Here is an 18,215-nt window from a genome sequence, read left to right on the forward strand (position 1 = left end):
GGCGCCTTACGGCACCGCCCCCGCCGCGTGGCCTCCGGACGGTGGGGGTGCTAAATATGTTGCTCACCCCAGAGGGAATGCCCATGTCCAGACGTCTCGAAGATGCACGCATCCTCATGTACAGTCACGACACCTTCGGCCTCGGCCACCTCAGGCGCTGTCGCGCCATCGCCCATGCGCTGGTCGAGGATTATCGCGGCCTCAACATCCTGATCATTTCGGGTGCGACGATCGCCGGCGCCTTCGACTACCGCGCCCGCGTCGACTTCGTGAAGATCCCGAGCGTCATCAAGCTGCGCAACGGGGAATATACGTCGCTCGCCAGCCATATCGACCTGCACGAGACGTTGAAGATGCGCGAATCGAGCATTCGCCACACAGCCGAAACCTTCCAGCCCGATATCTTCATCGTCGACAAGGAGCCGATGGGGCTGAAGGGCGAGGTCGAGGATACGCTCGCCTATCTCAAGGCCCGCGGCACCGTGCTGGTGCTCGGCCTGCGCGAGATCATGGATGCACCGCACCTGCTCGAGGCCGAGTGGAAGAAAAACAGCATCATGCAGAAGATCGATCAATATTACGACAGCGTCTGGGTCTACGGACCGCCTGACTTCTACGATCCGCTGATCGGTCTCGACGTGCCGGCGAGCCTGCGCCGGAAGATGGATTTCGTCGGCTTCCTGCAACGCAGCGTCTCCAAGGGCAAGAGCTCGATCAACGCCCGCAAGGACAACTACCTGCTCGTCACCACGGGCGGCGGCGGCGACGGCTCCGATCTCGTCCACGACGTGATGAACGCCTACGAGGCCGATCCGACCTTGACGCAGAAGGCGCTGGTCGTTCTCGGCCCCTATATGCCGGCGGCCGAACGCGCCAAGCTGGTGCAGAAGGGCGAAGCCATCCCCTATATCGAAGTGATCGAGTTTGACAACCACATGGAAGAGCTGATCGCCGGCGCCACCGGCGTCGTCGCCATGGGCGGCTACAACACCTATTGCGAAATCCTTTCCTTCGACAAGCCGGCGCTCATCGTGCCGCGCGTCAAGCCGCGCGAGGAACAGCTGCTGCGCGCCCAGCGCGCCAGCGAGCTCGGCCTCGTCGACATGCTGCTGCCGGACCAGTCGGTCGATCCCACTGTTATGGCAGAGGCGCTGAAGCGCCTGCCTTCCCGTCTCCCGCCGTCGAAAAGCGGCAGCAATATGCATCTCGAAGGGCTGGACCACATCTCGCAGACCATCGGCCGCTGGCTCGACGGCCGCGGCAGCCATCTTTCCCTCGTCGGCGCGGAATAGGGCACAGCCTTGCCGCCACGCCGCAAGATCCTCGTCGTGCTGAAAGGCTATCCCCGCCTTTCGGAGACCTTCATCGCCCAGGAGCTGCTCGGCCTCGAAAGGGCCGGCTTCGATTTGACCCTGATTTCGATGCGCCGGCCGACCGACAAGAAGCGCCATCCCGTGCATGACGAGATCAAGGCGCGGGTCGTCTACCTGCCGGAATATCTGCACGAGGAGCCGATCCGCGTGCTGAAGGGCCTGGTCGCTGGCTTTTCGAAACCCGGCTTCAAGCCGCTGATCAAACGCTTCCTCGCCGACCTGCCACGCGACCTCTCCCGCAACCGTTTCCGTCGCCTCGGCCAGGCGCTGGTGCTGGCGCGCGAATGGCCTGATGGCGGTGAATGGCTGCATGCCCATTTCATCCATACACCGGCCTCGGTGACGGAATATACAAGCATCCTGACGGGCACGCCCTGGACCTGTTCGGCGCATGCCAAGGACATATGGACCTCGCCCGACTGGGAATTGAAAGAGAAGCTGAAGAGCGCCCGCTGGACCGTCACCTGTACAAGGACCGGCTACGAGCACATGCGGACGCTGACATCCCGCAAGGAGGCCGTGCATCTCAGCTATCACGGTCTCGATCTCGCCCGTTTCGGCCATTTTTCCGGCGAGCGGTCGAGCCGCACCGGCAGCGACCCGGCTGATCCGGTTTTCATCCTCAGCGTCGGCCGCGCGGTGGAGAAGAAGGGCTACGACGTCCTGCTGCGGGCGCTGGCGCTGCTGCCCGCCGACCTCCACTGGCGCATGGAACATATCGGCGGCGGCAATGGGCTGGCGAAGCTGAAGGCGCTCGCCGTCGAGCTCGGCCTCACCTCCCGCATCGTCTGGAAGGGCGCCATGGCGCAGGAAGAGGTGCTCGACCATTACCGACGCGCCGATCTCTTTGCGCTGGCTTGCCGCATCGCCGCCAACGGCGACCGGGACGGCCTGCCGAACGTGTTGGTCGAGGCCTCGAGCCAGCGGCTCGTCTGCGTCTCGACCGCCGTCTCCGGGGTACCGGAACTCTTGGAGAACGGTGAAAACGGCCTCGTCGTACCGCCGGAAGAACCGGCGCAGCTCGCCCGGGCGCTGGAAGCGGCGATCCGCGATCCGGCGCTGCGCAAGCGGCTCGGCGATGCCGCCGAAGGCCAAGTGCGCGAGAATTTCGATTATCACTCCAGCATCAGACAGCTCACAGGCCTGTTCGAGGCCGAATGGCAGAAGGTCTCATGACGGCACCGCGCATCTTCTTCTACGTCCAGCACCTGCTCGGCATCGGCCACATCGCCCGCGCCAGCCGCATCGCCAATGCCCTGGTCCAGGACGGTTTCGACGTCACCGTCGTCACCGGCGGCCTGCCGGTGCCGGGCTTTCCCGGCGAAGGCGTCAGGACCGTGGTCTTGCCGGCGGTCGTCGCCAGCAATGCCGGTTTCTCCGGCCTTGCCGATGCCGATGGCCGGCCGGCCGGCGCGGATTTTCTCGCTGCCCGCCGCGACCTGCTGCTCGACGCCTTCCATGCCTCAAGGCCCGATGTCGTCATCATCGAGGCCTTCCCCTTCGGCCGGCGGCAGATGCGCTTCGAACTCCTGCCCCTGCTTGCGGCGATCGAAGAGGCCGACCCGCGGCCAAAACTCCTAAGCTCGGTGCGCGACATCCTGCAGGAAAACCGCAAGGCTGGCCGCGACGCGGAGACGGTCAAGCTTGTCAGGGATCATTTCGACGCCGTGCTCGTTCATGGCGATCCCGACTTCGTCAGGCTCGAGGACACTTTTCCGCTGACCCCTGAGATCGCCGACAGGATGCGTTATACCGGCCTCGTCGCGCCGCCGCCGGCGCCGGAACCTGCCGAGATCTTCGACATTATCGCATCGGCCGGTGGCGGCGCGGTCGGCGCCGAACTGATCGGCGCGGCGAAAGAGGCGGCAGCGTTGCTGCCGGATCATCTGCGCTGGCTGCTAATTGCAGGCCCCAACCTGCCGGAAGCCGATTTCGTCAAGCTGTCGCAGGACGCCGTCGCCAATGTGACGCTGGTGCGCTTCCGTAAGGATTTTCCGTCGCTGCTACGCCGCGCCAAAGTCTCGATCTCGCAGGCGGGCTACAACACGGTCGGCGACCTCTTGCGCAGCGAATGCCGGGCGATCCTCATCCCCTTCGTCGCCGGCGGCGAGACTGAGCAGACGGTGCGGGCCGAACGGCTGCAGGCGCTTGATCTTGCCGAGATCCTGCCGGAGCAGGGGCTGACGGCGGACCATGTAAAAGAGGCCGTCGAAAGGGCGCTTGCGGTGCCCAGGCAGAGGCCGGTTTCGCTCGATCTCGAGGGGGCGGAGAAAACGGCCGCCATCATTCGCTCGATGATTGCCGAATCGCTCGCCTAATTCAAAATTCCTGTGATATAAGCAAAGTTCCGGCGAGAATCGGCTTTCTGCAGCCAGTCCCTTCGCCTTGTTTTCATTGCGATATCGGTGGTCGGGCTGCATGGTTCTGTTCTCAAGCATTCCTCCCATCCCAGCACTCGGATCGCGACCCGGAATTTCCCAGCACGCTGACGGTTAGCCATGGAAAAGAGCCTCGCCCGCTACATCTGGAAAAACACGCGGCTGCAGCAGCTGTGGATCCTGGCTGTCGTTGCTGCCTCGATGGTGCCCTATTTCCTGTCCTTCGATCTGCCGAAGCAGATCGTCAACGGACCGATCCAGGGCGGCGGGTTCGAAGGCCCCGGCGCAACCCAGACGTTCATGCACATCGCCTACGACATTCCGCTGATCGGCCATGTCGAATTCTTCAAGGGCGTGCAGCTCGACCGCTTCCAGATGCTGATGGCTCTCAGCCTGGTGTTCCTGGCGCTGGTGGTGCTGAACGGCCTCTTCAAATTCTACATCAACACCTATAAGGGCCGGCTCGGCGAGCGCATGCTGCGGCGCATCCGCTTCGAGCTGATCGACCGGGTGCTGCGGTTTCCGCCCGCCCATTTCAAGCGGGTGAAATCGGCCGAAATCGCCACCATGATCAAGGACGAGGTGGAGCCGATGGGCGGCTTCACCGGCGACGCCTTCGTCTCGCCTGCCCTTCTCGGAGGCCAGGCGATCACCGCGCTCGCCTTCATTATCGTCCAGAATTTCTGGCTCGGCATGATCGCCGCCGCCATTGTCGGGGTGCAGGCGGTCGTCATTCCCCGCATGCGCAAGCGCCTTCTAGAGCTCGGCCGCCAGCGGCAGCTGACGGCGCGCGAGCTTTCCGGCCGCGTCGGCGAAATCGTCGAGGGCATCGGCACGATCCACGGCAACGATACCTCCAACCTCGAACGCGCCGACATCGCCTGGCGGCTCGGCCGGATCTTCTCGATCCGCTACGACCTCTACCAGTGGAAGTTCCTGGTGAAGTTCATCAACAACTTCCTTGCCCAGGTCACGCCCTTCCTGTTCTATGCGATCGGCGGCTATCTCGCCTTGCAGGGCCGGCTCGACATCGGCCAGCTCGTCGCCGTCATTTCAGCCTACAAGGATCTTCCCGGGCCGCTGAAGGAGCTGATCGACTGGGACCAGATGCGCCAGGACGTGCAGGTGAAATACCAGCAGGTTTACGAACAGTTCAATGTCGAGCCGCTGATCGACAGCCGCATCCAGGAGCTGGCGACCGCTCCTGTGGGCGCACTGACGAGCGCGCTCGTCGTCAGCAATCTCTCGCTTTCCGACGACAGCGGCGCCCGTCTCGTCGACCACGTCTCGGTCGAAATCAAGCCGAACGAGACGGTGGCGATCGTCGGCCCGAACGGCAGCGGCGCGGAAGCCTTTGCCGAGGCGCTCGGCCGCATGATCTGGCCGGACTCCGGCCGCATCACCATCGACGGCCGCGATCTCCTGGAGCTGCCGGAATCGATCACCGGCCGGCGGATCTCCTATGCCTCGGCCGACACCTTCTTCTTCCACGGCTCGCTCGCCGGCAACCTGCTCTACGGGCTCAAGCATGCGCCGATGATCGACGCCGTCTATGACGAGAAGGAGGCGCAGGAATATAAGTGGCATTCCGCCGAGGCGGTGAAGGCCGGCAATCCGACGCTCGACCTCAACAGCGACTGGGTCGATTATCAGGCGGCGGGCGCCAACGGGCCTGAAGATCTCCTGAAAGCCATCCGGCCGGTGCTCGACGCCGTACTGATCTCGCAGGACATCCTCGATCTGGCGCTGCGCTCGACCGTCAATACCAGCGTGCATGTCGCGGTCAGCGACCATGTCGTGGCGCTGCGCGCCTCACTGAGAGACCGGCTGCGCGAGGAGGGGCTCGACGGCATCGTCGTGCCGTTCGATTTCGACGCCTACAACGCCCAGGCGACGGTCGGCGAGAACCTGCTCTTCGGCACGATGAAGCGGCCGCTGATGACAAACCGCAGGTTGGCCGCGCATCCATATTTCCAGCAGCTCTTCCGCGAGACCGGCCTGAGCACCGATCTCTATGCCATGGGCCTTGAGATCGCCGAAAACGCTGTGGAACTCTTCCACGACCTGCCGCCGGACCATCCCTTCTTCCTGCAGCTGACCTTCATGACAGCGGACGACATTCCGACCTATCAGGCACTGCTGCAGAAGCTGCAAAGCCGTCGCTTCGAGGACGCGACGCCCGAGGAACGGTCGGCCATCATCCGCTTAAGCTTCGCCTATATCGAGCCACGCCACCGTTTCGGCCTGCTGAGCGACGAGCTGATGGCCAAGATCGTCAGCGCCCGCAAGCAGTTCCATGCACATATTCCCGCCGATCTCGCCGAACTGATCGAGCGTTACGACGCCGAGCGCTTCACGCCGTCAGCCAGCCTCATGGACAATGTGCTCTTCGGCCGTATCGCCTATCAGCAGGCCGACGCCTCCGACCGCATCCGCGCCATCATGGGCGAACTCTTCGATGCGCTCGACCTTTATGACGACGTCCTGTCGATCGGCCTCGAATTCGACGTCGGCTCCGGCGGCAAGCGGCTGACCATGGTGCAGCGCCAGAAGCTGAACCTTGCTCGCGCGCTCCTGAAGCGCTCGGACTATTTCATCTTCAACCGGCCGCTGTCGGCGCTCGATCAGCGCGTCCAGGACCAGATCACCCGCAACATCATCGAAGACCTGCATAAGGAGGGCGAGCGCCCGGCGATCATCTGGGTGCTTTCGAATGCCAGGCTTGCCGAGATGTTCGACCGAATCCTGCTTTTCGATCGAGGCGGATTGGCGGAAGCCGGAAACTATCCGGAACTTTCGGAGAAAAACGGTATGTTCAAGGAACTGTTATCGTAATATTCTATTGGGGCGGCGATGGTAGGCGTTCCCTGGGGAACGCCCGGAAGTTGAAGGCGCCTGGTTCCAAGAACCCTGCGTCAGGGGATTGAAACGCTCATGCTGTTGAGAGACGAAGTCGAAATGCTGCGCCGGGTGCCGATCTTTTCGAGGATTGCACCAGCGAAACTCAAGCTTTTGGCCTTCACCTCTGATCGCATGACCTACAAACCCGGCCAGGATCTCTTCCATCAGGGCGATGTCGGCGACGCCGCCTATGTCATTCTTTCCGGCAGCGCCGATATCATCGTCTCCTCGCCGGCAGGCGAGATCAAGGTGGCCGACGTCGAGCTCAATTCCATCGTCGGCGAAATCGCCATCCTTTGCGACGTCTCACGCACGGCGACGGTGCGCGCCACCTCCCCGCTCGAAGTGTTGCGCATCAGCAAGGAGCACTTTTTAAAGCTGCTCAGCGACTTCCCCGAAATGGCCGTGGAAATCATGCGCGTGCTCGCCGATCGCCTGAACCACACGACAGCGGAGCTGACGGCAGCGCGGGCGGCAAAGCAGCCGCAGATGGCGCAGTAGGCATTCTCTTCAGGATTGCGGCGGCCATTTCTGCGCGCCATGGAGAAGGCGCAGTATTTCCACCTTCTTTGCCTTTCTGTCGATGCGATAGATCAGCAGAAACGGGGTGCGTGGAATGACCAGTTCCCGCGTTCCCTTGCGACGGCCGCCTCGTCCTGCTTCGGGATGATCGGCGAGCATTTTGGCCTGATGTCGAATGACATCATCCAATGCGATTGCGGCTTTCGGATTTTGAGCAAAGATATGCCGGATCTGAGCTTCCCGATCCAGAAGCGCCTGCTGCAGCCATTTGACGATCAAGCCTTATCCTCGGATTCCAGCCGCGCGAGCAGTTCGGCTCGAAGCTTATCCATTTGCTCTTCGGCATCCTCCGCACTGATCCAGACTGCATTCGGATCATCGGCTTCCCGGATCGCTTCCTCGACCTGTTCGCGGAACCATTTGTCGTATTCCGCCGCCTCATGGGTGCGACGCAGAGCTGCAGCCCGATCCGGCCGCGATACCGTCTCCGGCGCGTAATCGGCCGCATCAACATCGAATTGCGAGATGCCGACATCCTTGAGATAAGAAACCAAGGTATCCATGCGCTTGAACACACGCACCTGCCGGCTGCGTTGAGCAGCAAGCGGGCGCTCCGCCTTGCCGTAGCGGATAACGACGGACCAGCCGCCGGTTTTACCGACGACATGAGCAGCATCGACCGCCCCGGCTTCGACAAGGCGGGACAGGGTCGAATGATCGATGGTTTCTGCGGTCATGGCATATCCTCGCTGATCGCGAAGATAATATGCATTTAATTATTGATTGCAATGCATTCAATAATTGGAATTGCGTGGTTCAAAATGAAAGCCTGCAAGGTTCCTATTGCAGCCTCCGACTGCTGACAAAGCCGGCGACCCCTCTTTCGTCATGCTCGGGCTTGTCCCGAGCATCTGCGACGGTCGACATGTAGCAGATCCTCGGCACAAGGCCGAGGATGACGCGAATAATCAACGAGGTTTGTCAATAAACTGAGCCTGCATGGTTTCCCATGCAGGCCTGTGTTCAGGTCTATTCGCGCTGTTCCAGCGCCTTGCTGAAGGCGAGTGCTGCCAGCGTGCAGATGGCGCCGGAGAGCAGGTAGTAGCCGACGAAGGTCAGGCCGAAGCGGCTGGAGAGGCTGAGCGCCACCAGCGGCGCAAAACCGGCGCCGACCAGCCAGGCGAGGTCCGAGGTGAAGGCTGCGCCGGTATAACGATAGCCGCGGCCGAAGCGCGACGAGATCGAGCCTGTCGCCTGGCCGAAGGACAGGCCGAGCACGCCAAAGCCGATGATAACGAAGGCGTCATGGCCGTTATTGCCGGATGCGATCAGGATCGGCCCGATAAAGCTGAACACCGCGATGATGACGGCGCAGATGGCAAGCTGGGCGCGGCGCCCGATGCGGTCGGCGATCAGGCCCGAGGCGATGATGGCGACGACGCCGACCATGGCGCCGATCACCTGCACCACCATGAAGGTGCCGATCGGCTGGTCGCCGTAAAGGCTCATCCAGCCGAGCGGGAAGATCGTGACCAGGTGGAACATCGCGAAACTGGCGAGCGGCACAAAGGCGCCGATCAGGATGTCGCGGCCATGCACGCGCAGCACCTCGAGGATCGGGGCGGCTTCCAGCTCGTGTTGTTCGAGGAGCGTGCCGAATTCCTTGGTCATGACCAGGCGCAGACGCGCAAACAGCGCCACGACGTTGATCGCGAAGGCGACGAAGAAGGGATAGCGCCAGCCCCAGGAGAGGAAATCCTCACTGGAAAGATTGGCCACGAAGTAACCGAACAGCGTGCTGGCCAGCGCAAAACCGATCGGCGCGCCGAGCTGCGGGATCATCGCGTACCAGCCGCGGTGATTGGGCGGCGCGTTGAGCGCCAGCAGCGAGGCAAGGCCGTCCCAGGCGCCGCCGAGCGCGAAGCCCTGGCCGAGACGGAAGAGCGCGAGCAACGCGATCGACCACACACCGATCTCGGCATAGCCCGGCAGGAAGGCGATCGAGGCCGTCGAGCCGCCGAGCAGGAAGAGCGCGATCGTCAGCTTCGTGCCGCGTCCGTACATCCGGTCGATCGTCATGAAAACGACGGAGCCGACGGGGCGGGCAAGGAAAGCGAGCGAGAAGATGGCAAAGGAATAGAGGGTCGCCGTCAGCCTGTCAGGCGCGAAGGGGAAGACCAGCTGCGGAAAGACCAGGACCGAGGCGAGGCCGTAGACGAAGAAATCGAAAAATTCCGACATGCGGCCGATCACCACGCCGATGGCGATGCTGCCCGGCGAAACCGGTTTGTCGTCGTGAATACGCCGCGCGTCGCGTTCCAGCGACGATGACGACGGTCCGTAGTGCGATGCTGTGGCCATATAACGCCTCCCTCGTTAAGGCGCTTTCCGCAAGGCGCCTCAGCCTGATCTTGATCAAACCCGCAGGCTTATCAAGTCCGTAAGATCGAAATAGTTCATCATCGCGGCGCAAATTGAGCCTGGAAGGGCAAAATTGCGTGATCCCGACCGTGATTTTGCCGTCTAAAAAGCTGGCCTGCCCGGTTCTTGCGGATATATTGAGGGAAACACGCGCGCGCAAAAATGCTTTCCAGTTCATCAGGATTTCAAAGCAGCAGCGCAACATGATTTCTGCCGCACTGCGGCATGTTTGCTGCACTGCGACCTTCCGCCTCATGTCGCTATCGGGTTCAGTGCTTTAGTCGCGGATCAAACGAAACAACAAGAGCTTAGAGACGTGCCAAAACTCGTGAAGTTTTCCCGCCTTCTATCCGTCTTGCCGCTGCTTTTCCTGGCAGGATGCAACATGGTGGTCATGGCGCCTTCCGGCGACATCGCCGTGCAACAGCGCGATCTCATCGTCGTCTCGACGGTGCTGATGCTGCTGATCATCGTTCCGGTGATCTTCCTGACGCTGCTTTTCGCCTGGCGCTACCGCCGCTCCAACACGGCTGCGACTTACGACCCGGAATGGCATCATTCGACCCGCCTCGAAATCGTAATCTGGGCGGCGCCGCTCGCAATCATCATCGCGCTCGGCGCGGTGACCTGGATTTCCACGCATAAGCTCGATCCCTACCGCCCGCTCGACCGTCTCGATGCCGAGCGCGCCATCCCGGCCGACACCAAGCCGCTGACGGTCGAGGTCGTGGCGCTCGACTGGAAATGGCTGTTCTTCTATCCCGAACTCGGCATCGCCTCGGTCAACGAGATGGCCGCGCCTGTCGACACGCCGATCAATTTCAAGATCACCGCGTCCTCGGTGATGAATTCCTTCTACATCCCGGCCCTTGCCGGCCAGATCTACGCCATGCCCGGCATGGAGACGAAGCTGCACGCCGTCATCAATCGGGAAGGCGAGTATGAGGGCTTCTCGGCCAATTACAGCGGCGCCGGCTTCTCGCATATGCGCTTCAAGTTCCATGGCCTTAGCAAAGAGGGCTTCGACGGCTGGGTGGGACAGGTGAAGCAGCAGGGCACGATGCTCAACCGGGACGCCTATCTGAAGCTCGAGAAGCCGAGTGAGAAGGAGCCGGTGCGCTACTATGCCGGCGCCGACGCCGATCTCTACAATGCCATCCTCAACATGTGCGCCACGCCCGGCAAGATGTGCATGAACGAGATGATGCACATCGACATGATGGGCGGCGGCGGCAAGGAAAGCGCTGAGAATCGCGAGAAGCTGCAATATGACAACCGCCATGCCGGCGAAGGCATCGTGGCGCCCGCCGCCACCGTACCGGCAACCGGGGCTCCGGCAAGGAGCGAACCGGATCGTCCCGGCAGCAGCATGCAGCACGACATGCCCGGCATGCAGCATCAAGGCCATTCCATGCCCGGCATGGGCAACGGCGCCGATCCGGCGCCGGCGCAGCTCAACACCAACAATTAACCTGGCGCTTTGCGTCGCAAGACATAATGAACGGGTTGTTCCATGTTTTCCAATCCTGACCTCCTGAAGTTGATCTTCGGCCGGTTGACCCTCGATGCCATTCCCTATCACGACCCGATCCTGGTCGTGACCTTCATCGGCGTCGTCATCGGCGGTCTCGCCGTGCTCGGCGCCATCACCTATTTCAAGTTCTGGGGTTCGCTCTGGCACGACTGGATCTGCAGCGTCGATCACAAGAAGATCGGCATCATGTATGTGATCCTCGCCGTCATCATGCTGCTGCGCGGCTTCTCCGATGCCATCCTGATGCGCATCCAGCAGGCGATCGCCTTCAACGGTTCGGAAGGCTATCTGCCGCCGCACCATTATGACCAGATCTTCACCGCCCACGGCGTCATCATGATCTTCTTCGTGGCGATGCCCTTCGTCACCGGCCTGATGAACTTCGTGGTGCCGCTGCAGATCGGCGCGCGCGACGTCTCCTTCCCCTTCCTCAACAACTTCTCCTTCTGGATGACGACGGCCGGCGCGATCATCATCATGCTGTCGCTGTTCATCGGCGAATTCGCCCAGACCGGCTGGCTCGCCTACCCGCCGCTGTCTGGGGCCGCCTACAGTCCGGGCGTCGGCGTCGACTACTATATCTGGGGCCTGCAGGTGGCGGGTGTGGGAACGACGCTCTCCGGCATCAACCTGATCGCCACCATCGTCAAGATGCGCGCGCCCGGCATGACCTTCATGAAGATGCCGGTCTTCACCTGGACGGCGCTCTGCACCAACGTGCTGATCGTCGCCTCCTTCCCGATCCTGACGGCAACGCTGGCGCTGCTGTCGCTCGACCGTTATGCCGGGACGAACTTCTTCACCAACGACCTCGGCGGCAATCCGATGATGTACATCAACCTCATCTGGATATGGGGCCATCCGGAGGTCTACATCCTGGTGCTGCCGGCCTTCGGCATCTTTTCGGAAGTCGTCGCCACCTTCTCGGGAAAACGCCTCTTCGGTTACGCTTCCATGGTCTACGCGACCTGCGTGATCATGATCCTGTCCTACATCGTCTGGCTGCACCACTTCTTCACGATGGGCTCGGGCGCTTCCGTCAACTCCTTCTTCGGCATCACCACGATGATCATCTCGATCCCGACGGGGGCGAAGATCTTCAACTGGCTCTTCACCATGTATCGCGGCCGCATCCGCTACGAGGTGCCGATGCTATGGACGGTCGGCTTCATGGTGACCTTCGTCATCGGCGGCATGACCGGCGTCATGCTCGCCGTGCCGCCGGCCGACTTCGTGCTGCACAATTCGCTGTTCCTCATCGCCCATTTCCACAATGTCATCATCGGCGGTGTTCTCTTCGGCATGTTCGCCGGCGTGAATTACTGGTTCCCGAAGGCCTTCGGCTTCAAGCTCGACCCCTTCTGGGGCAAGATGAGCTTCTGGTTCTGGCAGATCGGCTTCTGGTTCGCCTTCATGCCGCTCTATGTGCTCGGCCTGATGGGTGTCACCCGCCGCATGAGCCAGTTCGAGGACCCGTCGCTGCAGATCTGGTTCATCATTGCCGCCTTCGGCGTCGGCCTGATCGCGCTCGGCATCGCCGCCTTCCTGATCCAGATCGTCGTCAGCTTCATGAAGCGCGAGGAATTGCGCGACGACAGCGGCGATCCCTGGGACGGCCGCACGCTGGAATGGTCGACCGCCTCGCCGCCGCCGGAGTATAACTTTGCCTTCACGCCTGTCGTTCACGACCATGACAGCTGGTACGACATGAAGAGGCGCGGCTACGAGCGCCCGCTCGGCGGCTTCAAACCAATCCACATGCCGAAGAATACCGGCACCGGCGCGATCCTGTCGGCGATCAGCGTCGCGCTTGCCTTCGGCCTGATCTGGTACATGTGGTGGCTGGTGATCGCCTCCGCCGTCGCACTGCTCGTGGTGGCGATCGGCCATACGTTCAACTACAGACGCGACTTCTATATTCCCGCCGACAAGGTGACCGAAACGGAAGGCAAGCGCACGGTGCTGCTTGCCGAGCAGGTATAATGACCATGAGCGATCAAACCATCGACACGGCCGAAAAGCCTGAATTCTACCTGACGGAAGACCATCATCCGGAGAACAGCACCAATCTCGGTTTCTGGCTCTACCTGATGAGCGACTGCCTGATCTTCGCCGTGCTGTTTGCCACGCACGGCGTCGTCGGCCGCAACTATGCCGCCGGCCCGTCGCCGGCCGATCTCTTCGATCTGCCGATCGTCGCCCTTAACACTTCGATGCTGCTCTTCTCCTCGATCACCTATGGCTTCGCCATGCTGCAGATGGAGCGGAACGCCAAGGCCGAAACGCTGTTCTGGCTCGCCGTCACCGGCCTGTTCGGCGCGGCCTTCATCGGGCTCGAGCTCTACGAGTTCGTCCACCTGATCCATGAAGGCGCCGGGCCGACGCGCAGCGCCTTCCTCTCCTCCTTCTTCACGCTGGTCGGCACCCACGGCCTGCACGTCACCTTCGGCATCATCTGGCTGATCACGCTGATGGTGCAGGTATCGATGCACGGGCTGATCGAGGCCAACCGCCGCCGCCTGATGTGCCTTTCAATGTTCTGGCACTTCCTCGATGTCGTCTGGATCGGCGTCTTTTCCTTCGTCTATCTGCTCGGAGTTCTCGGATGAGTTCGCAAGCACCCGCCCATGAGGATGCCCACGAGGCCCATCACGGTCACAGCCACGGCCATCAGGCCGGACACGGCACGTTCCGCAGCTATATGGTGGGCTTCGCGCTCTCCGTCGTTTTGACTGCCATTCCCTTCTGGCTGGTCATGGCAGGCGTGTTCGACAGTCCGGCGCTGACGGCGGTGCTGGTGATGGGCATCGGCGCGATCCAGATCGTCGTCCATATGGTCTTCTTCCTGCACATGAACCCCAGGAGCGAGGGCGGGTGGACGATGATGGCGCTGATCTTCACCCTCATCATCGTCGCCATCGCGCTCTCCGGTTCGCTGTGGGTCATGCATCATCTCAACACCAACATGATGCCGATGAGCCCCGAGATGATGAAGAATATGCCGTGACGGCAATAAAGGGCGGCCGCAGCGCCGCCCGAAGCCCATGAGCAACGTCCCCGATGAACCGGAAAGACGGGATTTTCAGGTGAAACGCGCGCTCTTCGCCGTCTGCCTGGCGCTCCTGGCCGCCACCCTCATCGCCCTCGGTACCTGGCAGGTCGAGCGCCTCGCCTGGAAGCGCGACCTGATAGCCCGCGTCGAGGAGCGCGTGCACGCGTCCCCCGTGCCGGCACCGGCGCGCGCCGACTGGGCCAAGGTCAACGCCGTCGACGACGAATATCGCCGGGTGACCGTGGCCGGGACGCTGGCAAACGACAAGGAGACGCTGGTCTACGCCTCGACCGCTCTCGGTCCGGGTTATTGGGTGATAACGCCGCTGATGCTGGCCGACGGCACTGCTGTCCTCGTCAATCGCGGCTTCGTGCCAACAGACAGGCGCGATCCGGCCTCGCGCCGTGAAGGACAGCTGCCGGGCCCGATCGCGATCACCGGGCTCATGCGCATGACGGAGCCGGAAGGATCGCTGCTCCAATCCAACGACGTCGCCGCCGACCGCTGGTATTCGCGCGATGTCGCGGCGATTGCGCAAAAGCGCGGCCTGAGCGCGGTCGCGCCCTATTTCATCGACGCGGACGCCGCTGTCAACCCGGGAGGCCTGCCCGTCGGCGGCCTGACGGTCATCCATTTTCCCAACAATCATCTCGTCTATGCGATCACCTGGTACGGGCTGGCGGCGATGGTGCTGGCATTGCTGGTGTTCATTCTTCGCGGCAAGATCGGAACAGGCGGCCGCGAGTAGCCCGGCAAGCGGCAGTTGCGCAACGGTCCGTTGCGGGCACCGGATTAATATCTTGTAAAGTGATGTCCGGTACTGCTGCTTGAACAGAGTCTCTCAAAGCTGCACATGAACCGGTCGGATTACATCCCCAGTCTCGATGGTCTGCGCGGTATCGCCGCGCTTCTGGTCGTTCAAGCGCATATCGGACTGATCTTTCCGAATACAGGCCTGCATTTCATGACGATGGGCAGCGAAGCCGTCGGCCTGTTCTTTGCCCTCAGCGGTTTTCTGATGGCCCACCTCTATGGCTCACGGCCGGTGACGAGGGAAAACGTCCTGGATTTTCTCGTCAGCCGCTTTGCCCGCATTTATCCGGTCTATCTGGTTGCCGTCCTGCTCGTGGCAGCGCTGTCCAGTGCGCAAAATCTGGACTTCGTTCAGCCGATCACCGGCGCCACGGACTTTGTGCGCCATATCCTTCTTCTGGGGTCGAGTGGCGTTTTCTGGTCAATTCCACCCGAAGTTCAATTCTATCTGCTCTTCCCAATCCTATGGCTCTGCCTGGCACGCCCACAGCGCTACAGCGGCGTGATCGTCGGCTTCGCCGTGCTTGTCGTGGTGGATGGTCTGCTCGGATTGCCGGGGCCCGGAATAGTGCTTGTCTCCAAGCTCCCCTACTTTCTGTTCGGCGCAGTTGCCGGGGCGATGCATTCCCGCTGGGGCAAATGGACGCCATCCGCCCTCACGGGCGCTCTCACGCTCTTCCTCCTCGCGGTGTTCTTCAGTTACAGGCATGCCTCGCCGGGTTTCTCGCCTGAATTCTGGAGCCTGCAAAGCGCCGTCGCCGCAGCCGTCATTGTGGCGCTCGTCGCCCGGCAGCCTCCCATCGCAGCCCATGTCCTGGCAGCCGCGCCCGTCAGGTTTTTAGGGACGATCAGCTTCTCGCTCTATCTTTTCCACGTCCCCATAATGTTCCTCGTGCGCCGGGCTTTCGATACTCTGATGCCGGAACCGGCGCTCATCGTGGTGACGCTTGTCGTCGCGGCAGCAGGAGCATGGTTCATCCATGAGACGATAGAAGTCCCAAGCCGACGCCTGCTCGTCGGCTTGTGGCGGTACCATCGCTGGCGCGTCGCCTCGCGCGAAACTCCGGCTGAGGGAATCGAACAGGCGATCTTCGAGCTGCAAGAGGCCGAAAGGCGCCTGCTGAGCGGTGCAACGTCGGACACCACGGGCGAACCGGATGAATCCGGCCGCTCGGTCATCGACGATAAAGGCGACGAGAAACTTCGCGCTTAGAGCATGATGCGAGTGTAGGCGGTTTCCGGGCGATTCATGCTCGACCCGCCGGTCTTGTCGTTAACAGGCGATCCGACTGATCGCCTCGGCAAGCTGCGCCTGCGAGAACGGTTTGCCGAGGCGGGGCAGATTGGCGGCTCCGGCGCCATCGGGAAGATCGGCATAACCCGTGGCAAGAATGATCGGCATCTCCGGCCACTCGCTGCGGATCGCCTCGGCGAGCTGGGCTCCCGTCATCCGCGGCATCGCGTGATCGCAGATGACCAGATCGACCGGCTCCTTGCGCAGAATGTCGAGCGCCTCGGGACCGGCCATCGCCTCAAAAACCGTGTGGCCGAGATCCTCCAGCATCAGCGTCGTATTCATCAGCACCAGGCCGTCGTCATCGACGGCGACGATACGCAGCCCCTGATGGGCATTAACCGGCCGTTGCGGCATGTCGGCCGATGCCTCGGCGGTCTGTTCGGCAATGACGACAGGAAACCATAGCTCGGCCGTCGTGCCTTCGCCAAGCGTGCTCTTCAGGATGAGCCGGCCGCCAGACTGGCTTGCAAGACCCTGCACCATGGAAAGGCCGAGGCCGGTGCCCTTGCCGACACCTTTGGTGGTGAAGAACGGCGTGACCGCCTGCTCCAGCGTCTTTGCGTCCATGCCTTCGCCTTCATCGACAACCGCGATACGGACGTAGCGGCCAGCCGACAGCGGACCCTTGCCGGCAGTTATCGATTCCTCGGACGCGCGAAGCACGATGCGGCCGCCGGAAGGCATGGCGTCTCGCGCGTTGACGACGAGATTGAGGATCGCCATCTCCAGCTGGTTGGGGTCGGTGAGGATTGTCGGCAGCCTGACGGGGAAGGAAGTCTCGATCGTGGTGAGGGGGCCGAGCGATCGGCTCAGAATTTCCATCATGCCGCGCACCAGGCCCGAGACGTCGATCGGCTCCATGTGCAACTCCTGCCGGCGGGAAAAGGCAAGCATGCGCTGCGTCAAGGCAGCGCCCCGCTGGGCGCCCTGCATCGCGTTGTCGACCAGCGACGTCAGCGAGCGGTCCTGCGGCATGCGCTTCTTCAGGAGTTCGAGACTGCCGAGCACGGCCATCAGCAGATTGTTGAAATCATGGGCGATACCGCCGGTCAATTGACCGATCGCCTCCATCTTCTGCGATTGGAAAAGCTCCTCGCGCGCCTGCTCCAAAGCCCGCTGCGTTTCCATCTTTTCGGTAATGTCGCGGGTGATCTTGGCGAAACCGAGCACTTCACCTTCTTCGTCGCGGATAGCATCGACGACGACGCTCGCCCAGAAACGGCTGCCATCCTTGCGGACACGCCAGCCCTCCCTTTCGAACCGGCCTTCGGCGCGCGCGACCCGGAGCGCCTTCTCCGGCAGGCCAGCCGCGCGATCCTCGGGCGTATAGAAGGTCGAGAAATGCCGGCCGATGATTTCATCAGGCCGATAACCCTTGATGCGCTCGGCGCCGAAATTCCAACTGCTGACATTGCCGTCGGGATCGAGCATGTAGATCGCATAGTCCGAAACGCCCTGAACCAGACGGCGAAATTGCTCCTCGCTCTGGCGGATCGCCTGTTCGGCTGCCCTGCGTTCGGTCAGATCGCGGGTGATCTTGGCAAAGCCAATCAGTTCGCCGGAGGGATGGCGGATGGGATCGATGACCACATGCGCCCAGAAGCGGCTGCCGTCCTTGCGCCGGCGCCAGCCCTCGCCCTCGTACCGGCCCTCTTCCACCGCCGTGGCGAGCGCACGCTCGGGCACGCCCGCGGCCCGGTCCTCTTCAACGTAGAAACGGGAAAAATGTTCGCCGAGAATTTCCGAGGGCTGGTAACCTTTGAAGCGTTGAGCGCCGGTATTCCAGCTGGTGACGATGCCGTCGGGGCTCAGCATATAGATCGCATAGTCGGTGATGGCATCGACCAGAAGACGAAAGCGCCCCTCTTCGTCAAGAGACGTATCATGTCGATCCAGCACTTCCATCTGCCCCTCTCGGTCACCA

At 62.1% G+C, this 18,215-nt stretch carries 16 protein-coding genes; 12 read left to right on the forward strand and 4 right to left on the reverse strand.

The features are described 5' to 3' along the window. Positions 1-83: 83 nt before the first annotated feature. From J0663_RS26445 to J0663_RS26465, 5 genes are all read left to right on the forward strand, one after another. Positions 84-1,292, forward strand: a complete 1,209-nt coding sequence (locus J0663_RS26445) for a glycosyltransferase family protein (RefSeq protein ID WP_207245755.1) — start codon at positions 84-86, stop codon at positions 1,290-1,292. A gap of 9 nt (positions 1,293-1,301) precedes the next feature. Next, positions 1,302-2,549: a glycosyltransferase gene (locus tag J0663_RS26450; protein ID WP_207245756.1), complete on the forward strand. Its 1,248-nt coding sequence runs from the start codon at positions 1,302-1,304 to the stop codon at positions 2,547-2,549. Further along, positions 2,531-3,691, forward strand: coding sequence for a glycosyltransferase family protein (locus J0663_RS26455; protein WP_246590468.1), 1,161 nt, complete (start codon positions 2,531-2,533; stop codon positions 3,689-3,691). The genes J0663_RS26450 and J0663_RS26455 overlap by 19 nt, the downstream gene beginning before the upstream one ends. A 180-nt stretch (positions 3,692-3,871) precedes the next feature. Next, positions 3,872-6,586 carry an ABC transporter ATP-binding protein gene (locus tag J0663_RS26460; RefSeq protein WP_207245757.1) on the forward strand — a complete coding sequence of 905 codons (2,715 nt, stop codon included), beginning with the start codon at positions 3,872-3,874 and terminating at the stop codon, positions 6,584-6,586. Between the two features lie 99 nt (positions 6,587-6,685). Then, a complete protein-coding gene (locus J0663_RS26465) occupies positions 6,686-7,153 on the forward strand; it encodes a cyclic nucleotide-binding domain-containing protein (protein ID WP_207245758.1) in 468 nt (155 codons plus the stop codon). 9 nt (positions 7,154-7,162) lie between these two features. Here J0663_RS26465 and J0663_RS26470 read toward each other — a convergent pair whose 3' ends face one another. The 3 genes from J0663_RS26470 to J0663_RS26480 form a co-directional block, all read right to left on the reverse strand. After that, a complete protein-coding gene (locus J0663_RS26470) occupies positions 7,163-7,453 on the reverse strand; it encodes a type II toxin-antitoxin system RelE/ParE family toxin (RefSeq protein ID WP_207245759.1) in 291 nt (96 codons plus the stop codon). Further along, positions 7,450-7,911: a hypothetical protein gene (locus J0663_RS26475; protein ID WP_207245760.1), complete on the reverse strand. Its 462-nt coding sequence runs from the start codon at positions 7,909-7,911 to the stop codon at positions 7,450-7,452. The genes J0663_RS26470 and J0663_RS26475 overlap by 4 nt, the downstream gene beginning before the upstream one ends. Positions 7,912-8,203: 292 nt before the next feature. Then, positions 8,204-9,535, reverse strand: a complete 1,332-nt coding sequence (locus tag J0663_RS26480) for an MFS transporter (protein ID WP_207245761.1) — start codon at positions 9,533-9,535, stop codon at positions 8,204-8,206. Between the two features lie 137 nt (positions 9,536-9,672). Here J0663_RS26480 and J0663_RS26485 point away from each other — a divergent pair, with 137 nt between their 5' ends. The 7 genes from J0663_RS26485 (at position 9,673) to J0663_RS26515 (ending at position 16,207) form a co-directional block, all read left to right on the forward strand. Then, a complete protein-coding gene (locus tag J0663_RS26485) occupies positions 9,673-9,876 on the forward strand; it encodes a hypothetical protein (protein ID WP_207245762.1) in 204 nt (67 codons plus the stop codon). A gap of 35 nt (positions 9,877-9,911) precedes the next feature. Then, a complete protein-coding gene (gene cyoA, locus J0663_RS26490; RefSeq protein ID WP_207245763.1) occupies positions 9,912-11,066 on the forward strand; it encodes a ubiquinol oxidase subunit II in 1,155 nt (384 codons plus the stop codon). A gap of 42 nt (positions 11,067-11,108) precedes the next feature. Continuing rightward, a complete protein-coding gene (gene cyoB, locus J0663_RS26495; protein WP_207245764.1) occupies positions 11,109-13,112 on the forward strand; it encodes a cytochrome o ubiquinol oxidase subunit I in 2,004 nt (667 codons plus the stop codon). 5 nt (positions 13,113-13,117) lie between these two features. Further along, on the forward strand, positions 13,118-13,738 hold the full coding sequence (gene cyoC, locus J0663_RS26500; RefSeq protein ID WP_207245765.1) for a cytochrome o ubiquinol oxidase subunit III: 621 nt from the start codon (positions 13,118-13,120) through the stop codon (positions 13,736-13,738). After that, entirely contained in the window at positions 13,735-14,136 is a 402-nt protein-coding gene (cyoD, locus tag J0663_RS26505) for a cytochrome o ubiquinol oxidase subunit IV (RefSeq protein ID WP_207245766.1), read from the forward strand. The genes cyoC and cyoD overlap by 4 nt, the downstream gene beginning before the upstream one ends. A gap of 37 nt (positions 14,137-14,173) precedes the next feature. Beyond that, a complete protein-coding gene (locus J0663_RS26510) occupies positions 14,174-14,929 on the forward strand; it encodes an SURF1 family protein (RefSeq protein WP_207245767.1) in 756 nt (251 codons plus the stop codon). Between the two features lie 105 nt (positions 14,930-15,034). After that, entirely contained in the window at positions 15,035-16,207 is a 1,173-nt protein-coding gene (locus tag J0663_RS26515; RefSeq protein WP_207245768.1) for an acyltransferase family protein, read from the forward strand. 60 nt (positions 16,208-16,267) lie between these two features. Here J0663_RS26515 and J0663_RS26520 read toward each other — a convergent pair whose 3' ends face one another. Next, positions 16,268-18,196, reverse strand: a complete 1,929-nt coding sequence (locus J0663_RS26520; RefSeq protein ID WP_207245769.1) for a hybrid sensor histidine kinase/response regulator — start codon at positions 18,194-18,196, stop codon at positions 16,268-16,270. Positions 18,197-18,215: the final 19 nt, after the last annotated feature.

Origin of the sequence: Rhizobium lentis (assembly GCF_017352135.1) — a bacterium.
Taxonomy (GTDB): Bacteria; Pseudomonadota; Alphaproteobacteria; order Rhizobiales; family Rhizobiaceae; genus Rhizobium; species Rhizobium lentis.

Coding starts and splice junctions, on each gene's coding strand:
- J0663_RS26445 (WP_207245755.1), top strand. CDS start 84: ATGTCCAGACGTCTCGAAGATGCACGCATCCTCATGTACAGTCACGAC.
- J0663_RS26455 (WP_246590468.1), top strand. CDS start 2,531: ATGGCAGAAGGTCTCATGACGGCACCGCGCATCTTCTTCTACGTCCAG.
- J0663_RS26460 (WP_207245757.1), top strand. CDS start 3,872: ATGGAAAAGAGCCTCGCCCGCTACATCTGGAAAAACACGCGGCTGCAG.
- J0663_RS26465 (WP_207245758.1), top strand. CDS start 6,686: ATGCTGTTGAGAGACGAAGTCGAAATGCTGCGCCGGGTGCCGATCTTT.
- J0663_RS26475 (WP_207245760.1), bottom strand. CDS start 7,911: ATGACCGCAGAAACCATCGATCATTCGACCCTGTCCCGCCTTGTCGAA.
- J0663_RS26480 (WP_207245761.1), bottom strand. CDS start 9,535: ATGGCCACAGCATCGCACTACGGACCGTCGTCATCGTCGCTGGAACGC.
- cyoB (WP_207245764.1), top strand. CDS start 11,109: ATGTTTTCCAATCCTGACCTCCTGAAGTTGATCTTCGGCCGGTTGACC.
- cyoC (WP_207245765.1), top strand. CDS start 13,118: ATGAGCGATCAAACCATCGACACGGCCGAAAAGCCTGAATTCTACCTG.
- cyoD (WP_207245766.1), top strand. CDS start 13,735: ATGAGTTCGCAAGCACCCGCCCATGAGGATGCCCACGAGGCCCATCAC.
- J0663_RS26510 (WP_207245767.1), top strand. CDS start 14,174: ATGAGCAACGTCCCCGATGAACCGGAAAGACGGGATTTTCAGGTGAAA.
- J0663_RS26515 (WP_207245768.1), top strand. CDS start 15,035: ATGAACCGGTCGGATTACATCCCCAGTCTCGATGGTCTGCGCGGTATC.
- J0663_RS26520 (WP_207245769.1), bottom strand. CDS start 18,196: ATGGAAGTGCTGGATCGACATGATACGTCTCTTGACGAAGAGGGGCGC.